This window comes from Seonamhaeicola marinus (assembly GCF_008085455.1).
In genome coordinates this window covers 316861-341236 of record NZ_VSDQ01000577.1, presented here as the reverse complement: position 1 = coordinate 341236, position 24376 = coordinate 316861, and the positions used below count along the sequence as shown (strand labels likewise).

Genomic DNA, 24376 nt, shown 5'->3' with positions numbered 1-24376 from the left:
ATAAATTTATAATTCCTCTGAATTTGCAATTAATTCAGCAATATCTAAGACTGATATTTCAGACTCCTTTTCTTTTGCTTTTACACCATCTGTCATCATGGTATTACAATATGGACAACCTGTTGCAATAATGTTAGGGCTAGTCTCTAAGGCATCTTCAGTTCTTAAAATATTTACATCTTTATCTCCCTTTTCAGGTTCTTTAAACATTTGTGCTCCTCCAGCTCCGCAACACAAGGCAGTTCGTTTATGCCTTTTCATTTCAATTAAATCGGCCTTAGTACTTTTAAGCACTTCCCTAGGCGCATCAAACTCTCCATTTGCTCTTCCTAAGTAACAAGGATCATGAAATGTAATACGTTTACCTTTATACAAATTGCCTTCAACCTTTAAACGTCCGGATTTAATTAAATCTTGGATATATTGTGTATGGTGAATAACTTCATAATTTCCTCCCAAACTAGGATATTCATTCTTTAAACAATTGTACGAATGAGGGTCACAGGTTACTATCTTTTTAATCTCGTAGGCATTTAAAACTTCAATGTTCATTAAAGCTTGCATTTGAAACAAGAACTCATTTCCTGCGCGCTTAGCAACATCTCCTGTATTACTTTCTTCAGCACCTAAAACCGCAAAATCTACGTTTGCCTTATTTAAAATTTTAACAAAAGCTTTTGTTATTTTTTTTGCTCTATCGTCATAGCTTCCTGCAGAACCTACCCAAAATAAAACCTCAGGTTGCTTGCCTTCTGCCATGAATTCCTCCATTGTTTTTACAGTCATATTCATTGGTTTTAATTAGAGTTTTCTTCGCTCTTTTTTGTTTCTAACATCAGGTTTTGTTTGTATTCCTTTGCAGTTTCCAATAGATCTGATGAAATCACTTGATAGAATAATGGAGAATCCGCATCATAATTTACCATTACCCACTTATTTTTAGTAGCCTCTTCTTTTAGTATAATTACTAATCTATCCTTCATTAATACTTGCATGGCATTTTTTGATAGAAACTCAATCTCCATACCCTGAGCTTTCATCATTGGCTTCATCATTTTCTTTGTTTCCTCATCAAATTCCTGATTATTAAAGGTCATTTTAATACTCATATCGTAATTAACAAAGGCATATTCTAAGTTATTTTCTTTTCCTTGAAATAATTCGGAAATAAAATATTCAGGTTTATTTTCGGGTAATTCTATGGAAAACTCATCATTCCCCTCAAACATGTTCTTTATTAATGTAAGCATTTGCTCTTTAGGTACAATCTCAAACACCTTTGGGTGGGTAATTTCTAATAAAGATTCAAAATCCTTATTTTGAACGTCATTGAACATCTTTTCAACTAAATCCCTAACTTCACTACTTTGCCCAGAAATAGTTCCTATATTAAAAACTAAAAAAGCAAATAATACTATACTATATACTTTATTCATTGTATTGTTTTATTATTCGTCTTTCCAGTTTAATCTATCCATTTGATTATAAGGCCAAGGTGCTCCGTTGTTTTCAATATTTGTCATCATATTGTTTAACTCTACAGGGGCTGCACTTTGCTCCATCACTAAATAGCGTCTCATTTCTAGGATAATTGATAGGGGATTTATACTTACTGGACACTCTTCTACGCAGGCATTACAAGTTGTGCATGCCCATAGTTCTTCGTGTGTAATATAATCTCCTAACAATTGCTTACCATCATCCTTAAACGCGCCTCCATTAGCATCAATGTTTTTCCCAACTTCTTCAAGGCGATCTCGGGTATCCATCATAATTTTTCTAGGAGATAGTTTTTTACCAGTTAAATTAGCAGGACATGCAGACGTACATCTACCACATTCTGTACATGTGTAGGCACTAAGTAGTTGAACCCAACTTAAATCTTGCACATCACTTGCTCCGAATTTTGAAGGTTCTTCAGTTTCTTCTCCTTCTGGAGCAGCAGCAAATGGATCAGCATTAGGATCCATCATCAGTTTTACTTCATTAGTAACGGATTCTAAGTTATTAAACGCGCCTTTTGGCTTTAAACTTCCATAATATGTATTAGGAAAGGCTAAAATTATATGTAAATGCTTAGAGAAATATAAATAGTTCAGGAATATAAGAATACCTATAATGTGTAACCACCAAGCTCCTCTTTCTACCATATGAAGTCCGCCCTCTGACATGTTACTGAACCAAGGTGCTATAAACTGACTTACAACATTACCATTATTCATACTTTGGAAGGTAACATCTGTTGCATTCATAACCAGAAATAGCGTCATTAGCACCATTTCAAAATAAAGTATAAAATTCCCGTCATTCTTAGGCCAACTGGTCATTTCACTTTTCCAAAATCTAGATAATTTAATGACGTTTCTTCTAATCCAGAATATAATTACTGAAATAAACACTAAAACAGCTAGTACTTCAAAAATGCCTATAAGAACACCATAAGTACTTCCAATACCAGAAAATGCTCTATGTGTTCCAAAAAGCCCGTCTATAATAATCTCTAAGACTTCAATATTAATAACAATGAAACCTACATAAACAATAGCGTGTAAAGCACCAGCTATTGGTCTTCTTACCATTTTGGATTGCCCAAAGGCAATACGCATCATGTTTTTAAAACGTTCTGATTTATTATCACTTACATCAACATCACGTCCTAACTTAATGTTTCTGGTTAATTTCTTTACATTCTTTGCAAAGTAACCAATGGCCACAATAAGTAGAATCGCAAAAATTACATTAGGAATATATTGCATATTAGTTAGTTAGTTTCTTCTTCAGAATAAGGTATTTCTTTTTTTGAAAGAATCCTAAAATAGCGTTTCGGGTGTAGCTTAATATCTTTTAAAAGCGCCTCTAATTCACCTGTTGCTCCCTCTAGATTATTATAAAGCTTATCGTCTTTTAACAGTTTACCTATAGAGCCGTTTCCTTTATCTAAATCCCCTAAAATTCTATTGAAATTAGAAAGTGTGCTATTTAAGTTTTTTATAGTTTCATCTAAATTAGCTTCATTTAGTTTGGTTAGCATTCCTGCTAAATTCTTGCTACTAGTCTGCAATTCTGTGAGTATTGAAGCTATTTTTTCATCATTATTAGACATAATTCCATTAAGAGAGTTTGAAGTAGCTTCAAAAGACTTTAATGTTCTGTTTAATTGACTTATAGTAGTTTTAAGTCCGTTACTACCATCGTCATTTACGAATTTATTTAAGCTAACCAATAACGTATCGGCAGAAATCAATGTATGGTCCAAATTGTCACTAAGCCCAGAAAAATTCTCGCTTAAACTAGAAAGTAGGCCTTTTTGAACTTCAGATTCTATAAAATCTCCTGGTTTAGCTAAATCACCTTCTTTGGATTCAATAAGCGAAATTGCATTACCATCCATAACGCCCATTTCGTAGAGTCTAACTTTACTTTGTTTTGTGAATTCTAATTTAGGATCTACACTAAAATAAACCATAGTCTTTTTAGTTTGAAAATCCAGCTTTATATCTACAACTTTACCAATCTCGTTACCATTTAAAGTAACTGGTGATGATGTGGATAAGGCATTATAATCAAATTCTGTATAGTACGTGTTAGAAGGCTTTAACAAATTCTGGCCTTTTAAATAATTAAAGCCAAAGATTAACAATACAATTCCTGCTATTACTAATAAGGCGGTCTTTACTTCCCTAGATATTTTCATCTATAAGATTTAAGGTTTCTATCAATTTTCTCCTTTAGTGGAGTGCTACATGTACTTTTTTGAATGGTTTCAAATTAGTACATTTTAAAACAAATTTAAAATAAATTTAAAAGAATGTGATTTAATTGGGTAATGTTTTTAGAGCAGTATCTAAAGAAATCTTCTTGCCATCTTTAAATGCAACTACAAAACTTGAAGTGTATCCTTTTTCTCTTGCTTCCAGCTCCAATTGCTTAGTTGCCTGATAACTATTAGTGTTACCATAAAAATACTTATATAGTTTTCCTTCTTTAATACGAGATACATTGTCTAAACCTTTAAAGTTATAAGGCTTAGGCTCTAAAGCCTTAGAGCTTGCTGCAATTTGTATTTTAAACTCAATGGCATTTAATGGTGTTGTTTCCGTTTTTGGTGTTTCATTTACAAAAACAACACTTTCGGTGTTTACATTAAGGTATTTCAAGTACTTTTCGATGGCATTAAATAAAGACTTAGTCATTAAATCTTTGCCTTTTTTAGAATTTAAAAAGTCTTCTTCCTTTTTATGCGTTAAAAATCCAAGCTCTACTAAAACACTAGGCATATAAGTATAAGCGAGTACATAAAATATATTTTGTTTTACACCTCTACTTTTTCTTTTTGCCGTAGTTTGAAATTCGTCTTCAATAAGCCTTGCCAATTTAGTACTATGATCTAAGTATTCTTCTTGAGTATACTCTAGTACATTTATAAATGCAGCAGAATTAGGATTAAAGTCCTTATATACTTCTTTGTCTTCTTCTAAGGCTATAACGCTATTTTCACGCTTAGCTACTTCTAAATTCTGTTTGTTCTTTGTGGTTCCTAAAACATATGTTTCAGACCCGTAAGCTGTTCCCTTTTTACCGGGTTGCGCATTACAATGCATTGAAATAAATAAATCTACATCTTTCTTGTTGGCAACAATGGCTCTTCCATTTAAGGTGGGATACACATCCTTTTCTCTGGTATAAACGACTTCAACATTAGACAACTTTTGTTTAATCATCTTTCCAAGAGCAAGAGACACATCTAGCGCAATATCTTTTTCTGTAGTCTTATATCTTCCTGTTCCTGGGGTACCAGAATCTCTTCCACCATGACCAGGGTCAATCATAATTACAAATGCATCAGATTTCGACTGGGCATAGGCACCCGAATTAAAAGAAAATGTTAATACTGATATAAATAATACGAAAAATGATAATCTGAACGTTTGCATAAATATTTTAACGGATAAATAACTTGGATTATTACTCTATTTTTCGGTAGATGATTTTTATTTTAAATTTTAAATCAATCACACAAAAAATATATGTAATTTTGGCATTTCAAAAACCGAGCCATTCTTTTACAAAAATACATTAAAAGCGTTGCATACAAACAACTTTAAAATACTTTTTGCGCTAAGTTTTACAGTGTTTATCAACACACTTAGTTTTGGTCAAGACCTCCCCAAAAAAAGCAAAACTATAGAACCCGTTGTAAAAGATTCGGTTACTATCAATTTAGATAAAGAGAAAATTGATAAAGAATTATCGGAACAAGCAAAAGATTCTACTGTAACCGACTCCGTTAAGCCAAAAGAACTTTTAGAACACATTGTAAAATATAGTGCCACGGACTACACTAAATTTAATCACAAGAAGAACAAACTATATTTATACAATAATGCTAAAATAGATTATGGTGATATGAATATTACCGCTGGTAGCATTACCATTGATTATAGCACAAACACGGTCTATGCTAGAGGTATTACAGATACCATTGAAGGCTATACACAAAAACCTGTGTTTACCCAAGGTAGTAATGTTGTAGAACCAGATTCTATTCTGTTTAATACCGATAGTAAAAAAGCGCTTATATACAATTCCATAACGCAACAAGGTGAAGGTAATGTTATTGCTAGTTTAACCAAGAAAGAAAACGATTCTGTTTATTTTATTAAGGAAGGAAGGTACACCACGTCGCAAAACTTAGATGATCCGGACTATTATATTAGACTTTTAAGAGCGAAGATTGTACCTGGAAAGAAAATCGTAACTGGTCCTGCCGGAATATACATTTACAATGTGCCTACGCCTATTTGGTTACCTTTTAGTTTCTTTCCTCAAAGTGAAAAACATACCTCTGGTATCTTAATACCTACTTTTGGTGAACAAAATGATCGCGGTTACTTTTTACAAAATGGTGGGTATTATTTCGCCATAAATGATTATGTAGATTTAGCGGTTTTGGGAGATTATTACACCAATGGAAGCTATGGATTACGTTTAGAGAGTACTTATTCCAAACGCTATCGATATAGAGGTAATATGGCTTTTAGATATGAAAACTTAATTACCAGTGAACGTGGATTTCCTGATTATGCGCGAAATACAATTTATAACCTTAGGTGGTCGCATAGTCAAGATTCTAAAGCCAGTCCAAGCTCTCGTTTTTCTGCATCTGTAAACGTTGGAAGTAGTACTTATTTTAGAAACTCTTTAAACCAAATAAACCAAGGAAGTAATTTTTTAACCAATACCTTATCATCTTCCATCTCCTATTCAAAGACATTTCAAGGTGAGCCTCAAGTAAACTTTAGTTTATCGGCAACGCACTCGCAAAGTACCAATACAGAAGAAGCCACTATAAATATGACTTTACCGACCTTTCAAGGTAGTATTGGCAGAATGTATCCGTTCGCTTCAAAAACTGGTTCTAAAAAGGGGATAGTTCAAAATATAAACCTTCAATATAACGTAAGAGGAGAAAACAGAATACAAACTACTGATGAGTTTTTCTTTAAAAAGGAAATGTTTGATGAAGCTAGAGCGGGTTTCCAACACACCATACCCGTTAGTACCAACTTTAAAGTTTTTAAGCATTTTAGTGTTAGTGCCAGTACTAATTTTAATGAAGTTTGGACCTTTAAAACCTTTAAAAAGGTCTATGACAATGAGGCAAGAAGATTGGTAACTACAGACACTATCAAAGGATTTGATGCTTACAGAACGTATAACTTTAGTACCAGTGTTGGTACAACAATTTATGGGTTATTTAACTTTGAAAAAGACGATGGTAAGAACAGAAAGATAAAGGCCATAAGACATGTTATCAGACCTTCCATTAGCTATAATATAAACCCTGCTTTTGATAAATATTATGAAACTGCGGAAGTTATAAATGCAGAGGGACAAACAGCGGCAGAATTAGAGATTTTACAAAGTACCAACGCTTTAAATTACTCTAGATTTGATGGTACCGTTTTTGGTCAACCCAATCAACGTTTTTCTAGTTCAATGGGTATTTCTTTAGCCAACAATTTTGAAGCTAAAATAAGAGACAAGGATAGCACAGCTACAGAACCCAAAAAAATAAAGCTTTTAAACAGCTTGAACTTTTCTTCTGCCTATAATTTTGCTGCGGATTCCTTACAATGGAGTCCTGTAAGGATGAATGGTAGTACGCAATTATTTGAAAATAAAATGAGTATTAATTTTGGAGCTACTTTAGACCCTTATGCACTTGATAACAACAATAATAAAATAAACAAGTTTAACATTAACAATGGCGGTAGTCTCTTTAGATTAACAAGTGCCAACTTAACGGCAAGCTGGTCCTTATCTAATAAAAACAAAGGTAAAGACAAGAATAAAGACGGAGCCAATGTAAATCCGGACGATCCAAACGGCGTACTTCCCGAAAATTTAGATTTTGGTAATCAGCAGATAAATCAAAATCAGAATAAAGATAAAGATGAGGGTGAGGATAAAGGACCTTCTAAGTTCTATAACCACAAAATACCCTGGAATGTTAGAATAGCCTATGCTGTAAATTATGCTAATACGCGAAGGCAAAGCGAAATCTCATCGCATTCCTTAATGTTTTCTGGCGACATAGATCTCACTGAAAATTGGTCAATTGGTGCTTCATCGGGGTATGATATAAAAAACCAAGGTTTTACCTATACCCAATTTAGGTTTCAAAGAAATCTTGAAAGTTGGAATATGAACTTTAGTTGGATTCCTTTTAGCCAAAACAAATCTTGGAATTTCTTTATTGGTATTTCTTCTAGTATCTTAAAGGATCTTAAATACGAGAAAAGAAGACAACCAGACCAACAATTATAATTTAAGTCATTTATCTATGAAACAGATAATCACAACAACTAAAGCCCCTGCTCCACTTGGCCCTTATAACCAAGCTGTTTTAAGCGGAAACACTTTATATATTTCGGGACAAATAGCTATTAATCCTGAAACGAAAGCACTTGTTCTAGATGATATTAAAACGGAAACCCATATGGTGATGAATAACTTGAGAGCCGTTTTAGAAGCTGCTGAAATGACTTTTGAAAATGTGGTTAAATCTTCCATTTTTATAAGTAACATGGATGATTTTTCGGCTATTAACGACGTTTACGGCAGTTACTTTAATGATGCTACGGCTCCAGCCAGAGAAACTGTTCAAGTGGCGCGATTACCAAAAGATGTTAATGTTGAAATAAGTATGATTGCTGTTAAATAATCTCTGGAGCTCTATTTTCTTTCGAGTATTTTATTAAAATTTGTTTCAATTTTTCTACTTCTATTGGTTTAGATAAAAATTCTTTAATTCCAGCTAATTCGGCATTGGTTATATCTTCTTTAAAGGCACTCGCAGAAACACCTATAATCGGCGTTTTTACATTTAGATATTTTTGAGTTTTCTGAATCTGGGTAGTGGCTTCATAACCATCCATATCTGGCATATAAATATCCATAAAAACCATATCAAAATCTAGAATTTTATATAATTCTACAGCTTCTAAACCGTTCTTTACAAACGTACAATCTGCACCTTCTCTTTCCAGTAAAAATTTAATTACCTTTTGATTCATCCTATTATCTTCCGCCACCAAAACATTAAACTTTTCCTTTAAAACGGGTTTAAATGTTTTCTCTTCAGTTTTTAAGTTTAAGGTCTTCTTTAACTGTAAACTAAAATAAAAGGTAGATCCTTCATTTTCTTTAGTTTCCAGTTTTAACTCACCTCCCATTACCTTTACCAATTGATGCGAAATAGAAAGCCCAATTCCTCCTCCGCGATAATCCAGCATCATGAAGCTTGATTTTTTATTGGAATCGTTGAAGATACGATTAACTTCATGCTGTTTCATACCAACGCCTGTATCCTTAATATAGAAGGTTATGATTTGATAATTATCAATACCAACAGTCTGATCTACAATTATTGAAATTTTCCCAGAATTTGTAAACTTAATAGCGTTGTTTATTAAGTTGATAAGTATTTGTTGAATCCGCTCAGAATCACCAATTACCTGAAATTTTTCTTTTTCCTCTGCCAGAAACTTATATTCAAATTCTAACCCTTTTTCCCATGCTTGATATTCAAAAACTTTAAATAAATAAGTTAAATCAACCTTTAAATCAATAGCTCTTTCATTAAGTGACAAATCACCAGTACCAACTTCAGCATTGTTAGTTACCATATCTATTAGCTGTAAAAGGTGTTTTGAAGAATACTCAGCTATCTCAACCTGCGCTTTTTGATCAGAATCTAAATTTGTTTGCTTAAGCATATTTAACATCCCCATTACAGTACTCAATGGCGTTCTTACTTCATAACTCATATTTTCTAAGTACACAGATTTGTAATCTGCCATTTTTTCCGCTTCTAAATAGGCTTGTTTTAACTCGCTTGCCCTATTGGCCAAGGTGCTTCTAGTAACTTCGTTTTTTAATTGATTTTTTAAAAAGTACTGTAGTACAAATACTTGTACTATAGCCAAAACAAAAAGTGTTAATGCTATGGTTTTAATAGCAAATGTATTTTCAATAAATGAGTAGCCTAAAAATAAAATTAAAAGTATAGAGACAAATATTAGAAATGATAGAATCTTCTTGATATTGGTTCTAACATACTTAAGGAATACATTCATATAAAGACGTGTTAACAAACGTATTTATAAAGATAGTAATTCTTTATACATGTGTTACGAATTTAAAGCAGTATTCGTTTAAATACACTATAAAAAATTGTACCTTTAAGTGTCCTTAATTCGATTAAAAATGAGAATAGAATACGATATAAAATTGGGTTTCAAAGATGTTATGATACGCCCAAAACGGTCTACACTAAAAAGTAGATCTGAAGTGAATTTAGAAAGAGAATTTAAGTTTTTACACAGCGCAGCTACTTGGTCTGGAATTCCTATAATGGCTGCAAATATGGATACTGTTGGAACTTTTGAGATGGCAAAAGTTCTTGCCAATAAAAAACTATTTACTGCAATTCATAAACATTATTCATTAGCAGATTGGAATATATTTACTTCTGGTCTTCAAGATGCTCATTTTGACTACATCGCAGTTAGTACAGGGATTAGCCAACAAGATTCCGAAAAATTAGAGGAAATACTAAAGTTTAATCCTCAATTAAAATTTATATGTATTGATGTTGCAAATGGCTATTCCGAATACTTCGCCGATTTTGTAAAAAACACAAGAATGCAATACCCAGATAAGGTAATTATTGCAGGGAATGTCGTTACAGGAGAAATGGTTGAGGAACTTTTATTATCTGGCGCCGATATTGTTAAGGTAGGGATTGGTCCAGGCTCTGTTTGTACAACAAGAGTAAAAACAGGTGTAGGATATCCACAATTATCTGCAATTATAGAGTGTGCAGATGCGGCTCACGGCTTAGGGGGGCAGATTATAAGCGATGGTGGCTGCGCAATTCCTGGTGATATAGCAAAAGCTTTTGGCGCTGGAGCAGATTTTGTAATGCTTGGAGGTATGCTAGCCGGACATGACGAAAGTGGTGGACAAACCATTGAAAAGGATGGTAAAACCTTTAGACAGTTTTATGGTATGAGTTCGTCTACCGCTATGGAAAAACATGTTGGTGGTGTTGCTGAATATAGAGCCAGCGAAGGGAAAACGGTAGAGGTGCCTTATAGAGGCGCTGTTGAATCTACTCTACAAGATATCTTAGGCGGCTTAAGAAGTACTTGCACTTACGTTGGTGCTAGACGTTTAAAAGAGCTTACCAAAAGAACCACATTCATAAGAGTAGCTGAACAAGAAAATCAGGTGTATTCTAAGTAATTTGTTTTCCGATTGAACCCGTTTCACTCGGAAATAATTCATAAATAAAGTCTGGAGTAATATATTCCTCTTTTCTGTGAGATACGTAGATTATGGCAGTGTTACTTTCTTGAGCAATTTTGTTTACCAACTCGGAAAATAATTTGGCATCTGCATCATCAAGTCCGTTTGTGGGTTCATCTAAAATTAGTAATGGTGGATGTTTTACCATAGCTCGAGCAATTAACACCAACCGTTTATGTCCGTTTGACAAAAACTGAAAGCTTTTATCTTTTATATCAAACATGTTTAAAACCTCTAACCATTTATGGGCAATACTAATTTGTCTATCGGTTGGAAAACTATAAAGTCCAATAGAATCAACAAAACCAGAAATAATCATACTTTCAACAGTGTCCCTTCTTTTAAAACCACGTAACATTTCCGAAGTATAAAAACCAATATTCTTTTTGATATCCCAAACGGTTTCCCCACTTCCTTTTTTCATTTCAAATAATGTCATATCTACCATATAACCTTTTGGATTATCACCAGAGATTAATGACAAAATAGTACTCTTCCCAGAACCATTAGGCCCTATAAGTTGCCAGAACTCCCCTGGTTTTATTTCCCAAGAAATAGCATCTAAAATTGGTCTTTCTCTATAACTAAGAGACACATTATTAAGCTTTATTAGAGGTGAAAACGTTTTCCATTCACTTTCATAAGGCTGTGGTAAATCTTGAGTGAAGTTTTTACCTGTAGGTTTACCAATTTCTAAAGAAGTGCTACATAATTTTGGCTGTCCATTTTCCAATATATAGACATCATTTATAAACGATAAAATGTCTCGTTTCCTAGTTGCTATCTGTATAATTATAGTAGTTTCACTTAATTTATTAAGCGTACTTTCAATTTTAGAAAGTGATTCAATATCTAAACAATCAAATGCATTTTCTAAAACAATATAATCTGGATTAGATTGTAAAATATGATTTAATAGAGCCCGTTTACGTTCTCCCTCAGAAGAATTTTTAAGACTATTTTTTGTAGATGTTTGAACGTTAAAATGCTCATGCCTTATTTCTTCTTCTATGAAAAAATTAAGAGCGGATTCAGAAAAAATAGCTCCGTTTAAATGGTTTAAATCATCAAACCATATACCTGAAGTTATACTTTTTATGAGCTTCTTTTTATCCTCTTTATTAGATATATAATATGCTTTGTGCTTAGGCAAAAGCATAATAGACTATAAGTCTTTTGTATGGAATGGTACTAAACCATCAATAGGTCTACGCTCAAAATTTCCAACTGTAAAGCCCATTTCGTCAGCCACTTCTTTAATCTCTTTTTGAGCAAAAAAGGCAATTGAACCTGCAAAATGAACTGGCACTGTTTTAAGTTCTTCTTTGTATTGAAAAATCATGTTTTTAGCAAATTCTCTAATACCATCTTTTATAAGCTTTATGGTATAATCAGAATCTTTATGTAAGAACATAAACTCTGCAAAATTTGCAAGATAAGCATTAGGGCTTGGTTGCTTGTATAAGTTGTATTTTATGAAATCTGCGTCCATATTATACTTTGCGCCAAAAGCAATTTTCACATTTTCTGGCATATGGTCAAAGTAATAATCCTTAATCAATTGTTTACCATAGTAGTTACCAGAAGCATCATCCATTAACGTATAACCTAGCGATTTAACACGTTGGTGTAATACCTCCCCATCATAATAACTACAATTAGATCCAGTACCCATAATACATACAACAGCCGCCTCCTTAGGATGGTTAATTGTTGCATAAACTGCAGCCAAAGTATCTTCATTTACTTCTACATGAGCACTTGGAAATATATCTGTTAAAACAGAAGTTAAAAGCTCTCTTGCATTTTCCGTTCCGCAACCTGCACCGTAGAAAAACACGTGAGTAACTTTTTCTTTATTTTCTTTTAATTCTTTACTTTTTAAAATTGTCTTATGAAGTTTCTTTTCGCTTAAAATAGCAGGATTAAGTCCTTTGGTACGTACTTTATCCATTAATTTATTTCCTTCTTTATCTACTGCTAACCAATCTGATTTAGTAGAACCACTATCAACAATTAAAATCATAAGTATAAGAATAAAAAAGCTCCGCAATTCTTCTTAGTAGAGTTTGCGGAGCTTCATAGTTGTTTAAATATTATAAAGAACCAATGTGTTGCGCTAAGTCAATAAGTTTAGTTGAATAACCGAACTCATTGTCATACCAAGACACTAGTTTAAAGAAATTATCATTTAAAGCAATACTTGCTCCTGCATCGAATACACTTGTTTGCGTCTCAGAAACGAAATCTTGAGAAACAACACCTTCTTCAGTATATCCTAAAATTCCGTTTAATTCATTATCAGCAGAATCTTTAAGAGCAGCTTTTACTTCTTCCCAAGAAGCAGATTTTTCAGTTCTTACAGTTAAATCAACCACAGATACATCTGGAGTAGGTACTCTAAATGCCATACCAGTTAATTTTCCGTTTAACTCAGGAATTACTTTACCTACAGCTTTAGCAGCACCAGTAGATGAAGGAATGATATTAGCAATAGCACTTCTACCACCTCTATAATCTTTTCTAGAAGGACCGTCAACAGTTAATTGAGTTGCAGTTGTAGCATGTACTGTAGTCATTAAACCTTCTACAATTCCGAATTTATCATTAATTACTTTAGCTAAAGGAGCTAAACAGTTTGTAGTACAAGAAGCATTAGATACAATAGTATCTGCTGCAGTAATCTTGTCATGGTTTACTCCCATTACAAACATTGGAGCGTCTGCAGATGGTGCAGAAATAGCAACCTTCTTAGCTCCTGCTTTAATGTGTGCTTGAGCTTTATCTAAAGTTGTAAAGATACCTGTACAGTCTAAAACAACTTCTGCTCCTACAGCATCCCATTTTAAATCTTCTGGGTTACGCTCTGCAGTAATTCTAATTTCGTTACCGTTAACTACTAAGTTACCATTTGCAACTTCTACAGTACCGTTAAATTTTCCGTGTACAGAATCGTACTTTAATAAGTAAGCTAAATGCTCAACATCTAACAAATCATTAATTCCAACAATCTCAATGTCTGGTCTAGCAACTGCTACTCTAAAAGCAATTCTACCTATTCTTCCAAACCCGTTAATTCCAATTTTTAAATTTGACATATCTAATTTTAATTAGTGTTAAGTGCTCATTATATCTGAGACACGTAATAATTCTAAGTTTATTTTTGTTTTACCTTTTATAGCCATTTCTAAAGGGGTTAACTCCATTTTACTATTAAGTAACCCAACCATATAATTGGTTTCTCCTTCTAGTAAAGACTCTACTGCTTTAACTCCCATTCTACTTGCTAAAACTCTATCAAAACATGAAGGAGCACCACCACGTTGCATGTGTCCTAAAACAGATACACGTACGTCATAACCTTCCATATTCTGATCGACATAATCTTTAAGTTCAAAGATATTTTTACCAATTTTATCTCCCTCTGCAACTACAACTATACTTGAAGATTTTCCAGATTTTCTACTTTTATTCAAAGATTCTACTAATCTATCTAAACCTAAGTCTTCCTCTGGAATTAAAATTTCTTCGGCTCCACCAGCTATTCCACAGTTTAATGCAATATGACCAACATCTCGTCCCATAACCTCTACAAAAAACAATCTGTTATGTGAACTTGCTGTATCTCTAATTTTATCTATGGCATCAACAACTGTGTTTAGTGCAGTATCAAAACCTAAAGTATGTGTAGTTCCAAAAATATCATTATCTATGGTTCCAGGTATTCCCATTACAGGAAATCCGAACTCTTGATTGAAAACTAAAGCTCCTGTGAATGATCCATCACCACCGATTACAACCAATGCATCAATGCCATGTTTCAATAAGTTATTATGCGCTTTTTCTCTTCCTTCTTTGGTTCTAAACTCTTTTGAGCGTGCAGATTTTAAGAATGTTCCTCCTTTATTAATTATCCCTTTAACACTACGTGCATCTAAAGGTGTAAATTCATCATCAATCATACCTTGATATCCTTGATGAATACCAATACATTCTACTTCATGATATGCACATGTTCTAACAACAGAACGAATGGCTGCATTCATTCCTGGAGAATCACCTCCTGAAGTTAAAACTGCTACCTTTTTTATTCTATCTGACATATCTTAATTTTTGTTGCGTAAAATTACTAAACAAATAGAATATTATCATAGCATTTCCTCATTTTCATGCATACTTTACACTATAACGTTTTAGTTAATAAAACCTGCTTATCTATTTAAAAAACAGCAGAAAACAAATGGCTTTATTTTTGGGAAGACGTCTTATGATTAATAAAGCTTGGGGAATCGTTATCTTCTATAATTTCGGGCTTATTTTCTTCTTTTTTCTTCTTTTTAAATAGATTTTGAATTAGTTCTTTAAACGTATCAAAATCTACATTATAAGAAAGCCCGATGCCTTGGGTATAACCTATTTCTTCACCAAAGTTTCTTATACTACTTTCTCTGTTAAATACCTTGGCTACTAAGGTTCCTTCTTCATTTAAAAGAAAATCAATTTGTACATCTCCTGCAACTACGGTATTTGAAGCATCGGCTCCTCCTATAGGCACTCCTACCTTTCCATTTATTAATACCTTATCACTAATTTGTGTTTGTAGCGTAAATCCAACTCTATCATTAGTTTGATAATCTGGTCTATTTTGACCTGCTTCATAATTTAAGCCTAAGTTTAATTTTCCATCGCCATTCGAGAAAATACTATTTAAAATTCCGTTCAACCTTTCAGCTATTGTTCCAGAAAAATTAAGCTCATCTAAACCTCCAGCAAATGATCCAGTTGAAATTAGATATAGGGCTTGATTTTCAATTTCATCTGGTGAGTCCAATCGATATTGCAACTCAGATTTTACCGCAGAATTCACATTAGGAAAATCAAAATTAAACTCAGGAATTGGTTGTTGTAATTCTCCTGTTAAAGCGATATTAAGCTCTACAGGAATACTTCTATTTATTGGATTGTCTAACAATGGTGAAGGGTTTGCTTGTGTTTTATAAACCGCTAACATATCTATTTGAGCCTTTAATGGATCTCCTTCCCAATTAATTGCACCACCCGGTTGCACCACAAATTGTTTTTGAACTAAACCTCCATATGCGAAATTATAGACTCCTTCTAAAACAGAGAAACTTCCCCACATATCAAACTTATCATTGGTATTAATTTGGACTAAAATCCCTCCAATACCTTTTCCTTTCAAGGAGTGTCCGGTGTTTTTATCTATTATAATTTCTAGATCTGCGTCTTTAGTAATATCTACATCAAACTCCAACTCTAAACCTTGAATATCATTAAAAACAAATTCTTTTCCTTTATTACTTGATTCTTTTTCTTCTTTCGATACAATACGTATAAAGGTATTATCTCCAAAAGATTCTGTATCATTTAAAGGGATTTTAAATACGGTACCTGGTTTAGTTTCGGCAGTCATGCTAATAGTTAGCTGTTCCGTAGGACCATAAATTTTGGCTGTTCCCCCCATAAAACCTCTTCCATAATATAGGGACTCTTCCGTTTCTTCTGTATCTAGAACCAATAATCTATTGGTTCCTATATCTAAATCCATACTCCATTTAGACAGATTAACGTGACTAAGCGTTCCTTTTAAAATACCTCTAGAACCAAATTTAGTATCTTGTAATTGCAGATTGTTAAAAATAAAACTTTGATTTTTTAAACTTACAGAAGCCCCATCATTAAAAGCATAATCTACATTTAAATATGGGATACCAAGTCCGCCTTTCTCCAATTCTAACTCACCATTAATATTTGGTCTTTTTAAATTACCTACAACTCTTGCATTTCCTGAGACTAAACCTCTAACATTAGAAAATACATCTTGCAATAAAGGGTTAAGCGGTTTTAGATTAAAATCATCAAAATCTAAATCTACATCTATCCTAGATCGTCTTCCAACAACATTTATATTTCCTTTTGCCGAAAACGATTTTGAGATATCATTTTTAATTGTAGCATCTACAAGATAATTGGTTAAATTTTCATTTCCGGTAATTCTAGCATCAAAATCACCTAAAGGGAAATTGTTGATTTTAAAATTGTTGATAATGACAGTAGAATTTGGTAGATAGCTCCCATTTTTCTGAAGTATATCTAGTTTACCGTTTACTCTTCCCGCAAGAGATAAACTATCTATATCTGGGGTGATTTTAGCCAGATTAACATTTTTAAAATTAAGTTTAATATCTTTTTGTGTAGAATCTTTTAAGAATCCAGAAAGTTTTACTTCTTCGTCTTTATGGTTGATTTTTAAGTTATTAAAACTAAATTTAGAGAGCCCTTTATCAAAAGATAACTTATTAAACTTGTCATTCTTTTCATTAATAGACCATTTTCGCTCTTTTATCGTAAAATCTGATTTCTTAAAACCTATAACAGATTCGTTATCTTCATTTATTGTATGATAAAAACTTAAGTTATAGCTATCGTTATTTCGTCGTCCTCCTTTAAATTCAGAACGCATAAACAAAGTATCATTTACCGTAACATTTATTAAATTAAATTTAGAAACATCGTAATACTTAGTGTTTAAACTATCTATCTCTACATAGGTATTAAATATAGGATTACTATTATCTACCTGAACTTCAATATTATTTGCAAAGTAATCATAAACCTTAATTTTTGGAGACTTAAATGTAAGTCTAAACTTGGTTTCATCACTTTCTACAGTACCTCTTATATATGTATTTTTACCTAATTCAATTTCGGGAAAAATAACCTCGGCAATCTTATTATAAATTTTGAAATTAAAATCTATACTCTGCTCGGTACTAACAGGGTGAGGAATATAATTGGTATATATATGGCCAATTGAGTTTTCAAAAAGCTTTTTTAAATCCTTAAATACAAAGCGTCCCTTTAAATTCCCTTCAACAATGTCTGGCGACTTAAACTCTATATATCTAACATCCTTTTCAAATCTTGAAGAGATATCAAACCTCTTAAAGTAATAATCATCATGCTCATTTTTATAAGATGTATTATTAAATGAAATTCTACCCACAGCATCATCTAAATTACTACTGTTCATATTCATCTTAACTCTACTCTTAAAGATGGAGATGCTATCTTTATTTACGAAGTTTAGCCTTTTTAAGTTGGCGTAATCTACTTTTGCTTCGAAATCATATTTTTTGATGTCTTCCGAGTAATCTACTAAACCATTAAAGTTAAGCTGAAGGTTATTATCGTTAACTATTAAGTTACCATCAAATATTTTGTTTCTTACCTTTCCTGCAACTTTTATTCTGTTATAGTTATAGTTGTTGTATACAATTTCATGAATATCTCCCTTAACTTCTGTATCTATAGTTTCTGTAATAAAGCCATTACCGTTAACATCAAAATCAAGAGATCCAACCCCTACTTGAGGATCATCTAAGAAAGCTCCAAAATCAAATTGTTCAAACACTATTTGACCTTTGTAGGTTGCATTATCAATATCGTTAACTTTGTTAATTTCTAGATTAGAATCCACAAAGCCTATCTCGGTATCAATCTCAATATCTGCATTTATAGCAGTTGACGTTATTTGCGTATTACCAATTACCGTAAAAAGACCCAATCTATCAAAAGTTGAAGGAATTGCATCTCCAATTACATTAGGTAACAGTGCTTTTAAGTCTTGATAAGTTGATGTGACGTTGGAAAAACTTCCATCCATTAAAAAATTATGCTCTTCATTATTAAAGAGGTTCTTAAAATTTACATCACCATTAATTCTTGTGCTTCTATTATTTCTAAATTTAAAATTTTTGGTTTTTAAATCATTTAAAGTTCCAGATACATCAACACTAAACTTAGCCTGTTGGTTTTTACCAAATTCATTATAGATTAAGTTTAGTTCATCCAATTGGATATCAGATTCTTTAAACTGCGCAGCTACATTTACACTGTCTGTAAAAAATTGTAAATCCTCCCTTTCGTATAGAAATTTCAAATCGCCATTAAGGGTTGATTTTGGTGTTTTAAGAACCAAATCGTCAAATGTCATTGCCGTTAAAGTGTACTTGAAGTTGGTCATTAAATTTTTCATTACCAAACCTCTACTATCAGCAAAAGACATCTTATTAATCCTGGTGCTTACATCACTTCCTTTAATTAAAAAATTTGTTGCATTAATGTTTAAATCTCTAAAATCTAAACGCTTAACATTTTCTCTATTTTCATCAGAGAGTTTAAATACACCATCATAGATAGAAACATCACTAGAAGACATTAAAAAACTACCATCACCTTTTTCAGGATTTTCACCTTCAAGCTTAGCTACAAAAATATCGAGGTTGGTATCTCGTTTACCTTTATACGTTTTAATGTGAAAAACTAAATCGTAAATATCTATATCGCCAAAGACCAAGTCGCCTTTAGACAGGCTACTCACGTTAATAATTGAGGTATTTAACTCACCAATGCTTATTAATGTATCTTTTTTATAATCTTCAATATAAATTTCTTTGAACTCAACATCACCATTAAACTGCATTCCAACGCGTTCAATATTTATGTTGGTACCAAACTCTTCGTTTAACCAATTAGTAGCATAATTACCTAAACCTGTTTGAACTGAGGGAATAGAAAGCACCAACACCAAAATGATGAAAAGAAGCAGCAAAATGCCGACTATTTTGGATGTTATTTTTAGTACTTTTTTGATAAGCGATAAAATTATTGAAATTCTTAAGAATAAGCTACCTTTGTAGTTACGAATAATTACAACTTTTCAGATGTTTATTCACAATCAAAATTAACAATTATTGTGCCTAATATTTATTAATGGATTCACAAAATACATATATACTTGGAATTGAGTCTTCATGCGATGATACCGCAGCTTCTGTAATACATAACGGCAAAATTTTAAGTAATGTTATTGCCAACCAAAAAATTCACGAAGCCTATGGTGGCGTTGTCCCCGAATTAGCTTCTAGAGCACATCAGCAAAACATTGTTCCCGTTGTGCACCAAGCTCTTGAAAAAGCGGGTATTACAAAGGAAGATTTAAACGCTGTTTCTTTTACACGTGGCCCGGGTTTAATGGGTAGTTTATTGGTGGGCACGTCTTTTGCCAAGTCTTTAGCTTATGGACTAAATATTCCTTTAATTGATGTAAACCATATGCAAGGTCATATCTTAGCACATTTTATTGAGGAAGAAGACTTTACAAAGCCACCTTTCCCGTTTTTAGCAATGACCATTTCTGGCGGACATACCCAAATTGTTAAAGTAACTAACTACTTTGATATGGAAGTTATTGGTGAAACTATTGATGATGCCGTTGGTGAAGCTTTTGACAAAAGTGGAAAAATTCTGGGTTTAGGTTATCCTGCTGGTCCAGAGATAGACAAACGCGCTAAACTAGGTAACCCAAAGGCGTTTCATTTTACGAAACCAAAGGTTGATGGACTTAACTTTAGCTTTTCTGGTTTAAAAACTGGCATTATGTATTTCGTACAGCGTGAAACTAAAAAGAACCCTAATTTTATTCAAGAGCATTTAGATGATATTTGTGCTTCTATTCAATATACCATAATAGGAATTTTAATTGATAAACTAAAAAAAGCTTCTAAAGAAACTGGAATTAAACATATTGCTATAGGAGGTGGTGTTTCTGCTAATTCTGGTATACGACAAGCTTTAAAAGATGGCGAACAAAAATTTGGTTGGACCACTTATGTACCAAAATTTGAATATACCACAGATAATGCCGCTATGATTGCTATTGTAGGGTACTTAAAATATTTAGAAGGTTATTCTACTGAACAAAATGTTATGGCTTCTGCTAGGTTGAAAATTTAATGAAACTCAAAAAACCTTATTATTTAATTTGGATTTCAGCGCTATTTGTGCTCGTTTTCAGGCTAATGTACTATAAAGACGAGGATGTTATAGATATCAATATTCATGACACTTATTTTGTTATAGATCATTTAGCTATTACATATATTACTTTCATTGGGCTTTTTATTATTGGTTTAATTTATTTTCTATTATACAAATACAAGATTTCCTTACTAAAGCCTTTGGTATTTATTCATATAATAGTTACTACCATTTCGGTTTTGGTATCTCAAATAGGACTCTTTTTTTTAACTCCTAAAGAATCCCCATTTGATTTCACTTTTTCTCTTATCGATTTTTTAAATCTGATTACTACAATTGGTATACTTGTACAACCAATTTTTATTTTAAATTCATTTTTTAGTTTAATAAGACACTTTCTTAAGAAATAATTTATCTTCGTTTTATGCAACTATTTTACAATCCAGACATTTCTGAAGACACTAAGACGTTTACTTTCCCAAAAGACGAAAGTAAACACATTGTTAAGGTGTTACGCAAGAATATTGGAGATACACTACACATTACTAACGGTAACGGATGGTTATTTAAAGCAGAAGTTACACTACCAAATATTAACAAATGCTTGGTTAATATCGTTTCAAAAGAAAAGCAACCAAAACGAGATTATAAACTTCATTTAGCAGTGGCGCCAACCAAAATGAATGACCGCTACGAATGGTTTCTTGAAAAAGCTACTGAAATTGGTATAGACAGCATTACGCCTATTATTTGCGATAGAAGTGAACGTAAGGTCATTAAACCAGAACGTTTTGAACGTATTTTACAGTCAGCTATGAAACAATCGTTGAGTTCATATTTACCTAAACTAAACGAGGCCGTTTCTTTTAAGACATTTATACAACAAGGCTTTACAGGTGATTTGTTTATTGCGCATTGTGAAGAAACCGATAGAAAGCGCTTAAAAAATGAGCTTCAACCTAAAAAAGACATTACTATTTTAATAGGTCCTGAAGGTGATTTTAGTACCAAAGAAATCGAAATGGCTTTAGCCCATAAATTCATTCCAGTGACTTTAGGAGAAACAAGACTAAGAACTGAAACCGCAGCTATTGTGGCTAGTCACGCTGTAGCATTTGTGAACGAGTTATAAATAAATCTGACTCCCTCCTACGATATCTAACCTCTTATTTTCTACAAGAGCAACAATGGATAATTTATCATCTCTTTCTACGATCTCAGGAATTTTAATAACTACTTCACCGGCAGTTTGATTTAATTCCACAAAGACCTCTTCAACTACAATATTAGAATTTAATAAGACCCTATTACTATTTTCACCTCTTTTAACATGCGTCTTTTTGCTATCTATAACCAAAGCTACTTTTAGGCGCTTATGCTTTATGTTTCCATTTATACCATAATTAAACTTAACACTACCCGCTTCTTTCTTAACGCCATTTAATTGAATCTCATTCTCAGCATACTTGTTAGCATATTGCCTCAATTTCGTATTCATTACAGACGTTTTAGAACCTACAAAATGCTCTTTCCCATTAATAACTATTTGAGGTGTATAAATACTGCTGCTATAAAATTTTTGTCCATACCTACGCTGTTTATCACTAAAAGCCTTTTTGCTAAAAGGATCTTTCCATCCAATATAATTCCAATAATCAACATGGTAAGACAAAACTATAACCTGGCCTGCATGTTCCTTTTTAACCTTATCTAATAAATTATCTGCTGGCGGACAACTAGAACATCCCTGAGAAGTAAACAATTCTAAAACGGTTACTGGTTTATATTTATTAACCTTAGCCGATGGCGTAATTGTAAATAATAGGATTATTATGGTTAAAAACACATTTTGCATAACAAATATTTTTATTTTTGAACTATGATGTTTAGTTCGCTTATCTACAAAAATCTTACGCTTGCATTAATATTTAGTCTTATTTTAACAACTTCTTTTTCCCAAGAATTAGCAGTTTTAAAATATCAAGGTGGAGGTGATTGGTATAGTAACCCAACCGCACTACCTAATCTTATTACCTTTTGTAATACCAACATAAATACTAAAATTGAAAGCACACCTCAAACCGTTGAAGTAAGTAGCTTAGATATATTTCAATTTCCATTGTTGCACATGACAGGTCATGGTAATGTATTCTTTAGTGAAGAGGATGCGGAAAACCTTAGAAACTATTTAATTTCCGGCGGCTTCCTTCATATTGACGATAACTATGGTATGGAGCCTTTTATAACCAAAGAGTTAAAAAAAGTATTTCCTAACAAGGAGCTGGTAGAGCTACCTTCTGATCATAAAATTTTTAACTCAGCTTTTAATTTCCCTACTGGATTGCCAAAAATTCATGAACATGATGGCAAACGTCCTCAGGCTTTTGGCTTATATCATGAAGACCGACTGATTGTACTTTTTACCTATGAAAGTGATTTAGGTGATGGTTGGGAAGATGAATCAGTTCATAATGATCCGCCAGAAGTTAGAGAAAAAGCACTTCAAATGGGGGCTAACATTGTTAAATATGTTTTTGAGAATTAATGTCTCTAGCTAGGAAGCAAAAGTAAACCGAACTACTATGAAATTATATTATTACTGCAGTTCTCAATCATGTAAAAAGGAAAATTCTATTACGATAAAATCCAATAATAGATATGATTTAAAGCAAGAAATAGGATTAGAAATTAATGAACGATGCAAACATTGTGGAAATCATACTAAACGTCACATAAATAGACTACATGCTAAACCAAATTATATAATCATAATTGCTGGTTGGGTTTTGGCTGCAATTGTAACGGTTTTTCTATGGAATTTAGGCTGGATTTCTACCCTTACCGCTACCATTCCGATAGCCATTTGGATGAGCGAAGAAAAACGAGCTAGTGCATTTAATAAGGTATTATTGAGAGATTAAGTAATTAAATTTACGTAATGATTGATTTTCTTGAAATTATTATTGAATGGTTCCTCCAACCCAGCAATAAAAATGAAGATAGCTCAATAAAAGGCTTTATTATATTTATAATTAGACTAATCTCTTTAATGGCAATGATAGCTGCTGTAGTATGGCTTTTAATTAAATACTTTAGATAATTTTAGACCGCTTTATACACCATTTACCCAAAACAGCTACTGAATACTAAAAATGCAACTAACACACTATAACAACAATTTCTCTAAACGTATATTTCCTATTACAGTAGTTTGCGATAATGTTACCAACGCCCCCAATATTGGAAGTTTGTTTAGAATTTGTGATGCCTTTGGCATTGAAAAACTAATTCTTTGTGGCAATAGTATTCCGTTTGGGCGCAAAATGACCAAAACATCAAGAGCTACCGAAAAATCGGTTAATTTTGAAATTCATGATTCAGCATTAGATATTATCTCAGATCTAAAATCAAAGGACTATAACATTATTTCTCTTGAAATTACCAACGAAAGTAAACCAATACATTTATGTAAATTTTCTCAAGACAAACCTATTGTTTTAATTATCGGGGATGAAAACTTTGGGATTCAGGAGCCATTGTTAAAACTTTCTGATGCTACAATTCACATAGACATGTTTGGTCAAAATAGCAGTATGAATGTTGTTCAAGCCACCAACATTGCGCTTTATGAAATTACCAAACAACTTATGTAACAATT

Annotated in this window: 21 protein-coding genes; 9 read left to right on the top strand and 12 right to left on the bottom strand. The window is 32.6% G+C overall.

Going from position 1 to position 24376, the window contains the following annotated elements:
* Positions 1-6: 6 nt before the first annotated feature.
* The 5 genes from FUA24_RS09880 to FUA24_RS09860 form a co-directional block, all read right to left on the bottom strand.
* Positions 7-786, bottom strand: a complete 780-nt coding sequence (locus tag FUA24_RS09880) for a (Fe-S)-binding protein (RefSeq protein WP_148541862.1) — start codon at positions 784-786, stop codon at positions 7-9.
* A gap of 11 nt (positions 787-797) precedes the next feature.
* Positions 798-1436 carry a hypothetical protein gene (locus FUA24_RS09875; protein WP_148541860.1) on the bottom strand — a complete coding sequence of 213 codons (639 nt, stop codon included), beginning with the start codon at positions 1434-1436 and terminating at the stop codon, positions 798-800.
* Between the two features lie 12 nt (positions 1437-1448).
* Positions 1449-2756, bottom strand: a complete 1308-nt coding sequence (locus FUA24_RS09870; RefSeq protein WP_148541858.1) for a (Fe-S)-binding protein — start codon at positions 2754-2756, stop codon at positions 1449-1451.
* Positions 2757-2761: 5 nt separating this feature from the next.
* Complete coding sequence (locus FUA24_RS09865) at positions 2762-3694, bottom strand: MlaD family protein (RefSeq protein WP_148541856.1); 933 nt, start codon at positions 3692-3694, stop codon at positions 2762-2764.
* Positions 3695-3815: 121 nt separating this feature from the next.
* Positions 3816-4934 (bottom strand): N-acetylmuramoyl-L-alanine amidase family protein, encoded by a 1119-nt coding sequence (locus FUA24_RS09860; RefSeq protein WP_148541853.1) that lies wholly within the window; start codon positions 4932-4934, stop codon positions 3816-3818.
* Between the two features lie 151 nt (positions 4935-5085).
* Between FUA24_RS09860 and FUA24_RS09855 the strand changes: the two genes are divergently transcribed.
* Together FUA24_RS09855 and FUA24_RS09850 are read left to right on the top strand one after the other, a co-directional pair.
* Entirely contained in the window at positions 5086-7830 is a 2745-nt protein-coding gene (locus FUA24_RS09855) for a putative LPS assembly protein LptD (RefSeq protein ID WP_148541851.1), read from the top strand.
* A 16-nt stretch (positions 7831-7846) separates the two neighbouring features.
* Positions 7847-8227, top strand: coding sequence for a Rid family detoxifying hydrolase (locus tag FUA24_RS09850; RefSeq protein ID WP_148541849.1), 381 nt, complete (start codon positions 7847-7849; stop codon positions 8225-8227).
* Here FUA24_RS09850 and FUA24_RS09845 read toward each other — a convergent pair.
* Positions 8220-9641, bottom strand: coding sequence for a response regulator (locus FUA24_RS09845; RefSeq protein WP_148541847.1), 1422 nt, complete (start codon positions 9639-9641; stop codon positions 8220-8222). The genes FUA24_RS09850 and FUA24_RS09845 overlap by 8 nt on opposite strands.
* A gap of 130 nt (positions 9642-9771) precedes the next feature.
* On the opposite strand from FUA24_RS09845, the gene FUA24_RS09840 reads away from it, so the two are divergent.
* Positions 9772-10812, top strand: a complete 1041-nt coding sequence (locus FUA24_RS09840) for a GMP reductase (protein WP_148541845.1) — start codon at positions 9772-9774, stop codon at positions 10810-10812.
* Here the strand turns inward: FUA24_RS09840 and FUA24_RS09835 are convergent.
* The 5 genes from FUA24_RS09835 to FUA24_RS09815 form a co-directional block, all read right to left on the bottom strand.
* Positions 10805-12034: an ATP-binding cassette domain-containing protein gene (locus tag FUA24_RS09835; RefSeq protein ID WP_148541843.1), complete on the bottom strand. Its 1230-nt coding sequence runs from the start codon at positions 12032-12034 to the stop codon at positions 10805-10807. The genes FUA24_RS09840 and FUA24_RS09835 overlap by 8 nt on opposite strands.
* A gap of 6 nt (positions 12035-12040) precedes the next feature.
* Positions 12041-12901, bottom strand: a complete 861-nt coding sequence (locus FUA24_RS09830; protein ID WP_148541841.1) for an N-acetylglucosamine kinase — start codon at positions 12899-12901, stop codon at positions 12041-12043.
* A 70-nt stretch (positions 12902-12971) separates the two neighbouring features.
* A complete protein-coding gene (gap, locus tag FUA24_RS09825) occupies positions 12972-13973 on the bottom strand; it encodes a type I glyceraldehyde-3-phosphate dehydrogenase (protein ID WP_148541839.1) in 1002 nt (333 codons plus the stop codon).
* Between the two features lie 18 nt (positions 13974-13991).
* The gene (gene pfkA / locus FUA24_RS09820) at positions 13992-14978 is read right to left on the bottom strand and encodes a 6-phosphofructokinase (protein WP_148541837.1); all 987 of its coding nucleotides are present in this window, start codon (positions 14976-14978) and stop codon (positions 13992-13994) included.
* 143 nt (positions 14979-15121) lie between these two features.
* Entirely contained in the window at positions 15122-19510 is a 4389-nt protein-coding gene (locus FUA24_RS09815; RefSeq protein ID WP_246147009.1) for a translocation/assembly module TamB domain-containing protein, read from the bottom strand.
* Between the two features lie 161 nt (positions 19511-19671).
* On the opposite strand from FUA24_RS09815, the gene tsaD reads away from it, so the two are divergent.
* The 3 genes from tsaD to FUA24_RS09800 are packed head-to-tail and all read left to right on the top strand — an operon-like array spanning position 19672 to position 21850.
* Positions 19672-20694 (top strand): tRNA (adenosine(37)-N6)-threonylcarbamoyltransferase complex transferase subunit TsaD, encoded by a 1023-nt coding sequence (gene tsaD / locus FUA24_RS09810; RefSeq protein WP_148541835.1) that lies wholly within the window; start codon positions 19672-19674, stop codon positions 20692-20694.
* Positions 20694-21128, top strand: a complete 435-nt coding sequence (locus FUA24_RS09805) for a hypothetical protein (RefSeq protein ID WP_148541833.1) — start codon at positions 20694-20696, stop codon at positions 21126-21128. The genes tsaD and FUA24_RS09805 overlap by 1 nt, the downstream gene beginning before the upstream one ends.
* A 14-nt stretch (positions 21129-21142) precedes the next feature.
* Positions 21143-21850 (top strand): 16S rRNA (uracil(1498)-N(3))-methyltransferase, encoded by a 708-nt coding sequence (locus tag FUA24_RS09800; RefSeq protein ID WP_148541831.1) that lies wholly within the window; start codon positions 21143-21145, stop codon positions 21848-21850.
* Here the strand turns inward: FUA24_RS09800 and FUA24_RS09795 are convergent.
* Complete coding sequence (locus tag FUA24_RS09795; RefSeq protein ID WP_148541829.1) at positions 21845-22573, bottom strand: DUF1223 domain-containing protein; 729 nt, start codon at positions 22571-22573, stop codon at positions 21845-21847. The genes FUA24_RS09800 and FUA24_RS09795 overlap by 6 nt on opposite strands.
* Positions 22574-22597: 24 nt before the next feature.
* Here FUA24_RS09795 and FUA24_RS09790 point away from each other — a divergent pair, with 24 nt between their 5' ends.
* The 3 genes from FUA24_RS09790 (at position 22598) to FUA24_RS09780 (ending at position 24371) form a co-directional block, all read left to right on the top strand.
* The gene (locus FUA24_RS09790; RefSeq protein ID WP_148541827.1) at positions 22598-23263 is read left to right on the top strand and encodes a DUF4159 domain-containing protein; all 666 of its coding nucleotides are present in this window, start codon (positions 22598-22600) and stop codon (positions 23261-23263) included.
* 37 nt (positions 23264-23300) lie between these two features.
* The gene (locus FUA24_RS09785) at positions 23301-23639 is read left to right on the top strand and encodes a hypothetical protein (protein ID WP_148541825.1); all 339 of its coding nucleotides are present in this window, start codon (positions 23301-23303) and stop codon (positions 23637-23639) included.
* 231 nt (positions 23640-23870) lie between these two features.
* Complete coding sequence (locus FUA24_RS09780) at positions 23871-24371, top strand: TrmH family RNA methyltransferase (RefSeq protein ID WP_148541823.1); 501 nt, start codon at positions 23871-23873, stop codon at positions 24369-24371.
* The last annotated feature ends 5 nt before the right edge of the window (positions 24372-24376 follow it).

Excerpts from the sequence above, each read along its gene's own strand:
- FUA24_RS09875 (WP_148541860.1), bottom strand. The coding sequence starts at position 1,436 with ATGAATAAAGTATATAGTATAGTATTATTTGCTTTTTTAGTTTTTAAT.
- FUA24_RS09865 (WP_148541856.1), bottom strand. The coding sequence starts at position 3,694 with ATGAAAATATCTAGGGAAGTAAAGACCGCCTTATTAGTAATAGCAGGA.
- FUA24_RS09870 (WP_148541858.1), bottom strand. The coding sequence starts at position 2,756 with ATGCAATATATTCCTAATGTAATTTTTGCGATTCTACTTATTGTGGCC.
- FUA24_RS09805 (WP_148541833.1), top strand. The coding sequence starts at position 20,694 with ATGAAACTCAAAAAACCTTATTATTTAATTTGGATTTCAGCGCTATTT.
- FUA24_RS09780 (WP_148541823.1), top strand. The coding sequence starts at position 23,871 with ATGCAACTAACACACTATAACAACAATTTCTCTAAACGTATATTTCCT.
- FUA24_RS09795 (WP_148541829.1), bottom strand. The coding sequence starts at position 22,573 with ATGCAAAATGTGTTTTTAACCATAATAATCCTATTATTTACAATTACG.
- FUA24_RS09800 (WP_148541831.1), top strand. The coding sequence starts at position 21,143 with ATGCAACTATTTTACAATCCAGACATTTCTGAAGACACTAAGACGTTT.
- FUA24_RS09850 (WP_148541849.1), top strand. The coding sequence starts at position 7,847 with ATGAAACAGATAATCACAACAACTAAAGCCCCTGCTCCACTTGGCCCT.
- FUA24_RS09835 (WP_148541843.1), bottom strand. The coding sequence starts at position 12,034 with ATGCTTTTGCCTAAGCACAAAGCATATTATATATCTAATAAAGAGGAT.
- FUA24_RS09880 (WP_148541862.1), bottom strand. The coding sequence starts at position 786 with ATGACTGTAAAAACAATGGAGGAATTCATGGCAGAAGGCAAGCAACCT.
- tsaD (WP_148541835.1), top strand. The coding sequence starts at position 19,672 with ATGGATTCACAAAATACATATATACTTGGAATTGAGTCTTCATGCGAT.
- pfkA (WP_148541837.1), bottom strand. The coding sequence starts at position 14,978 with ATGTCAGATAGAATAAAAAAGGTAGCAGTTTTAACTTCAGGAGGTGAT.
- FUA24_RS09790 (WP_148541827.1), top strand. The coding sequence starts at position 22,598 with ATGATGTTTAGTTCGCTTATCTACAAAAATCTTACGCTTGCATTAATA.
- FUA24_RS09785 (WP_148541825.1), top strand. The coding sequence starts at position 23,301 with ATGAAATTATATTATTACTGCAGTTCTCAATCATGTAAAAAGGAAAAT.
- FUA24_RS09845 (WP_148541847.1), bottom strand. The coding sequence starts at position 9,641 with ATGAATGTATTCCTTAAGTATGTTAGAACCAATATCAAGAAGATTCTA.
- gap (WP_148541839.1), bottom strand. The coding sequence starts at position 13,973 with ATGTCAAATTTAAAAATTGGAATTAACGGGTTTGGAAGAATAGGTAGA.
- FUA24_RS09840 (WP_148541845.1), top strand. The coding sequence starts at position 9,772 with ATGAGAATAGAATACGATATAAAATTGGGTTTCAAAGATGTTATGATA.
- FUA24_RS09860 (WP_148541853.1), bottom strand. The coding sequence starts at position 4,934 with ATGCAAACGTTCAGATTATCATTTTTCGTATTATTTATATCAGTATTA.
- FUA24_RS09830 (WP_148541841.1), bottom strand. The coding sequence starts at position 12,901 with ATGATTTTAATTGTTGATAGTGGTTCTACTAAATCAGATTGGTTAGCA.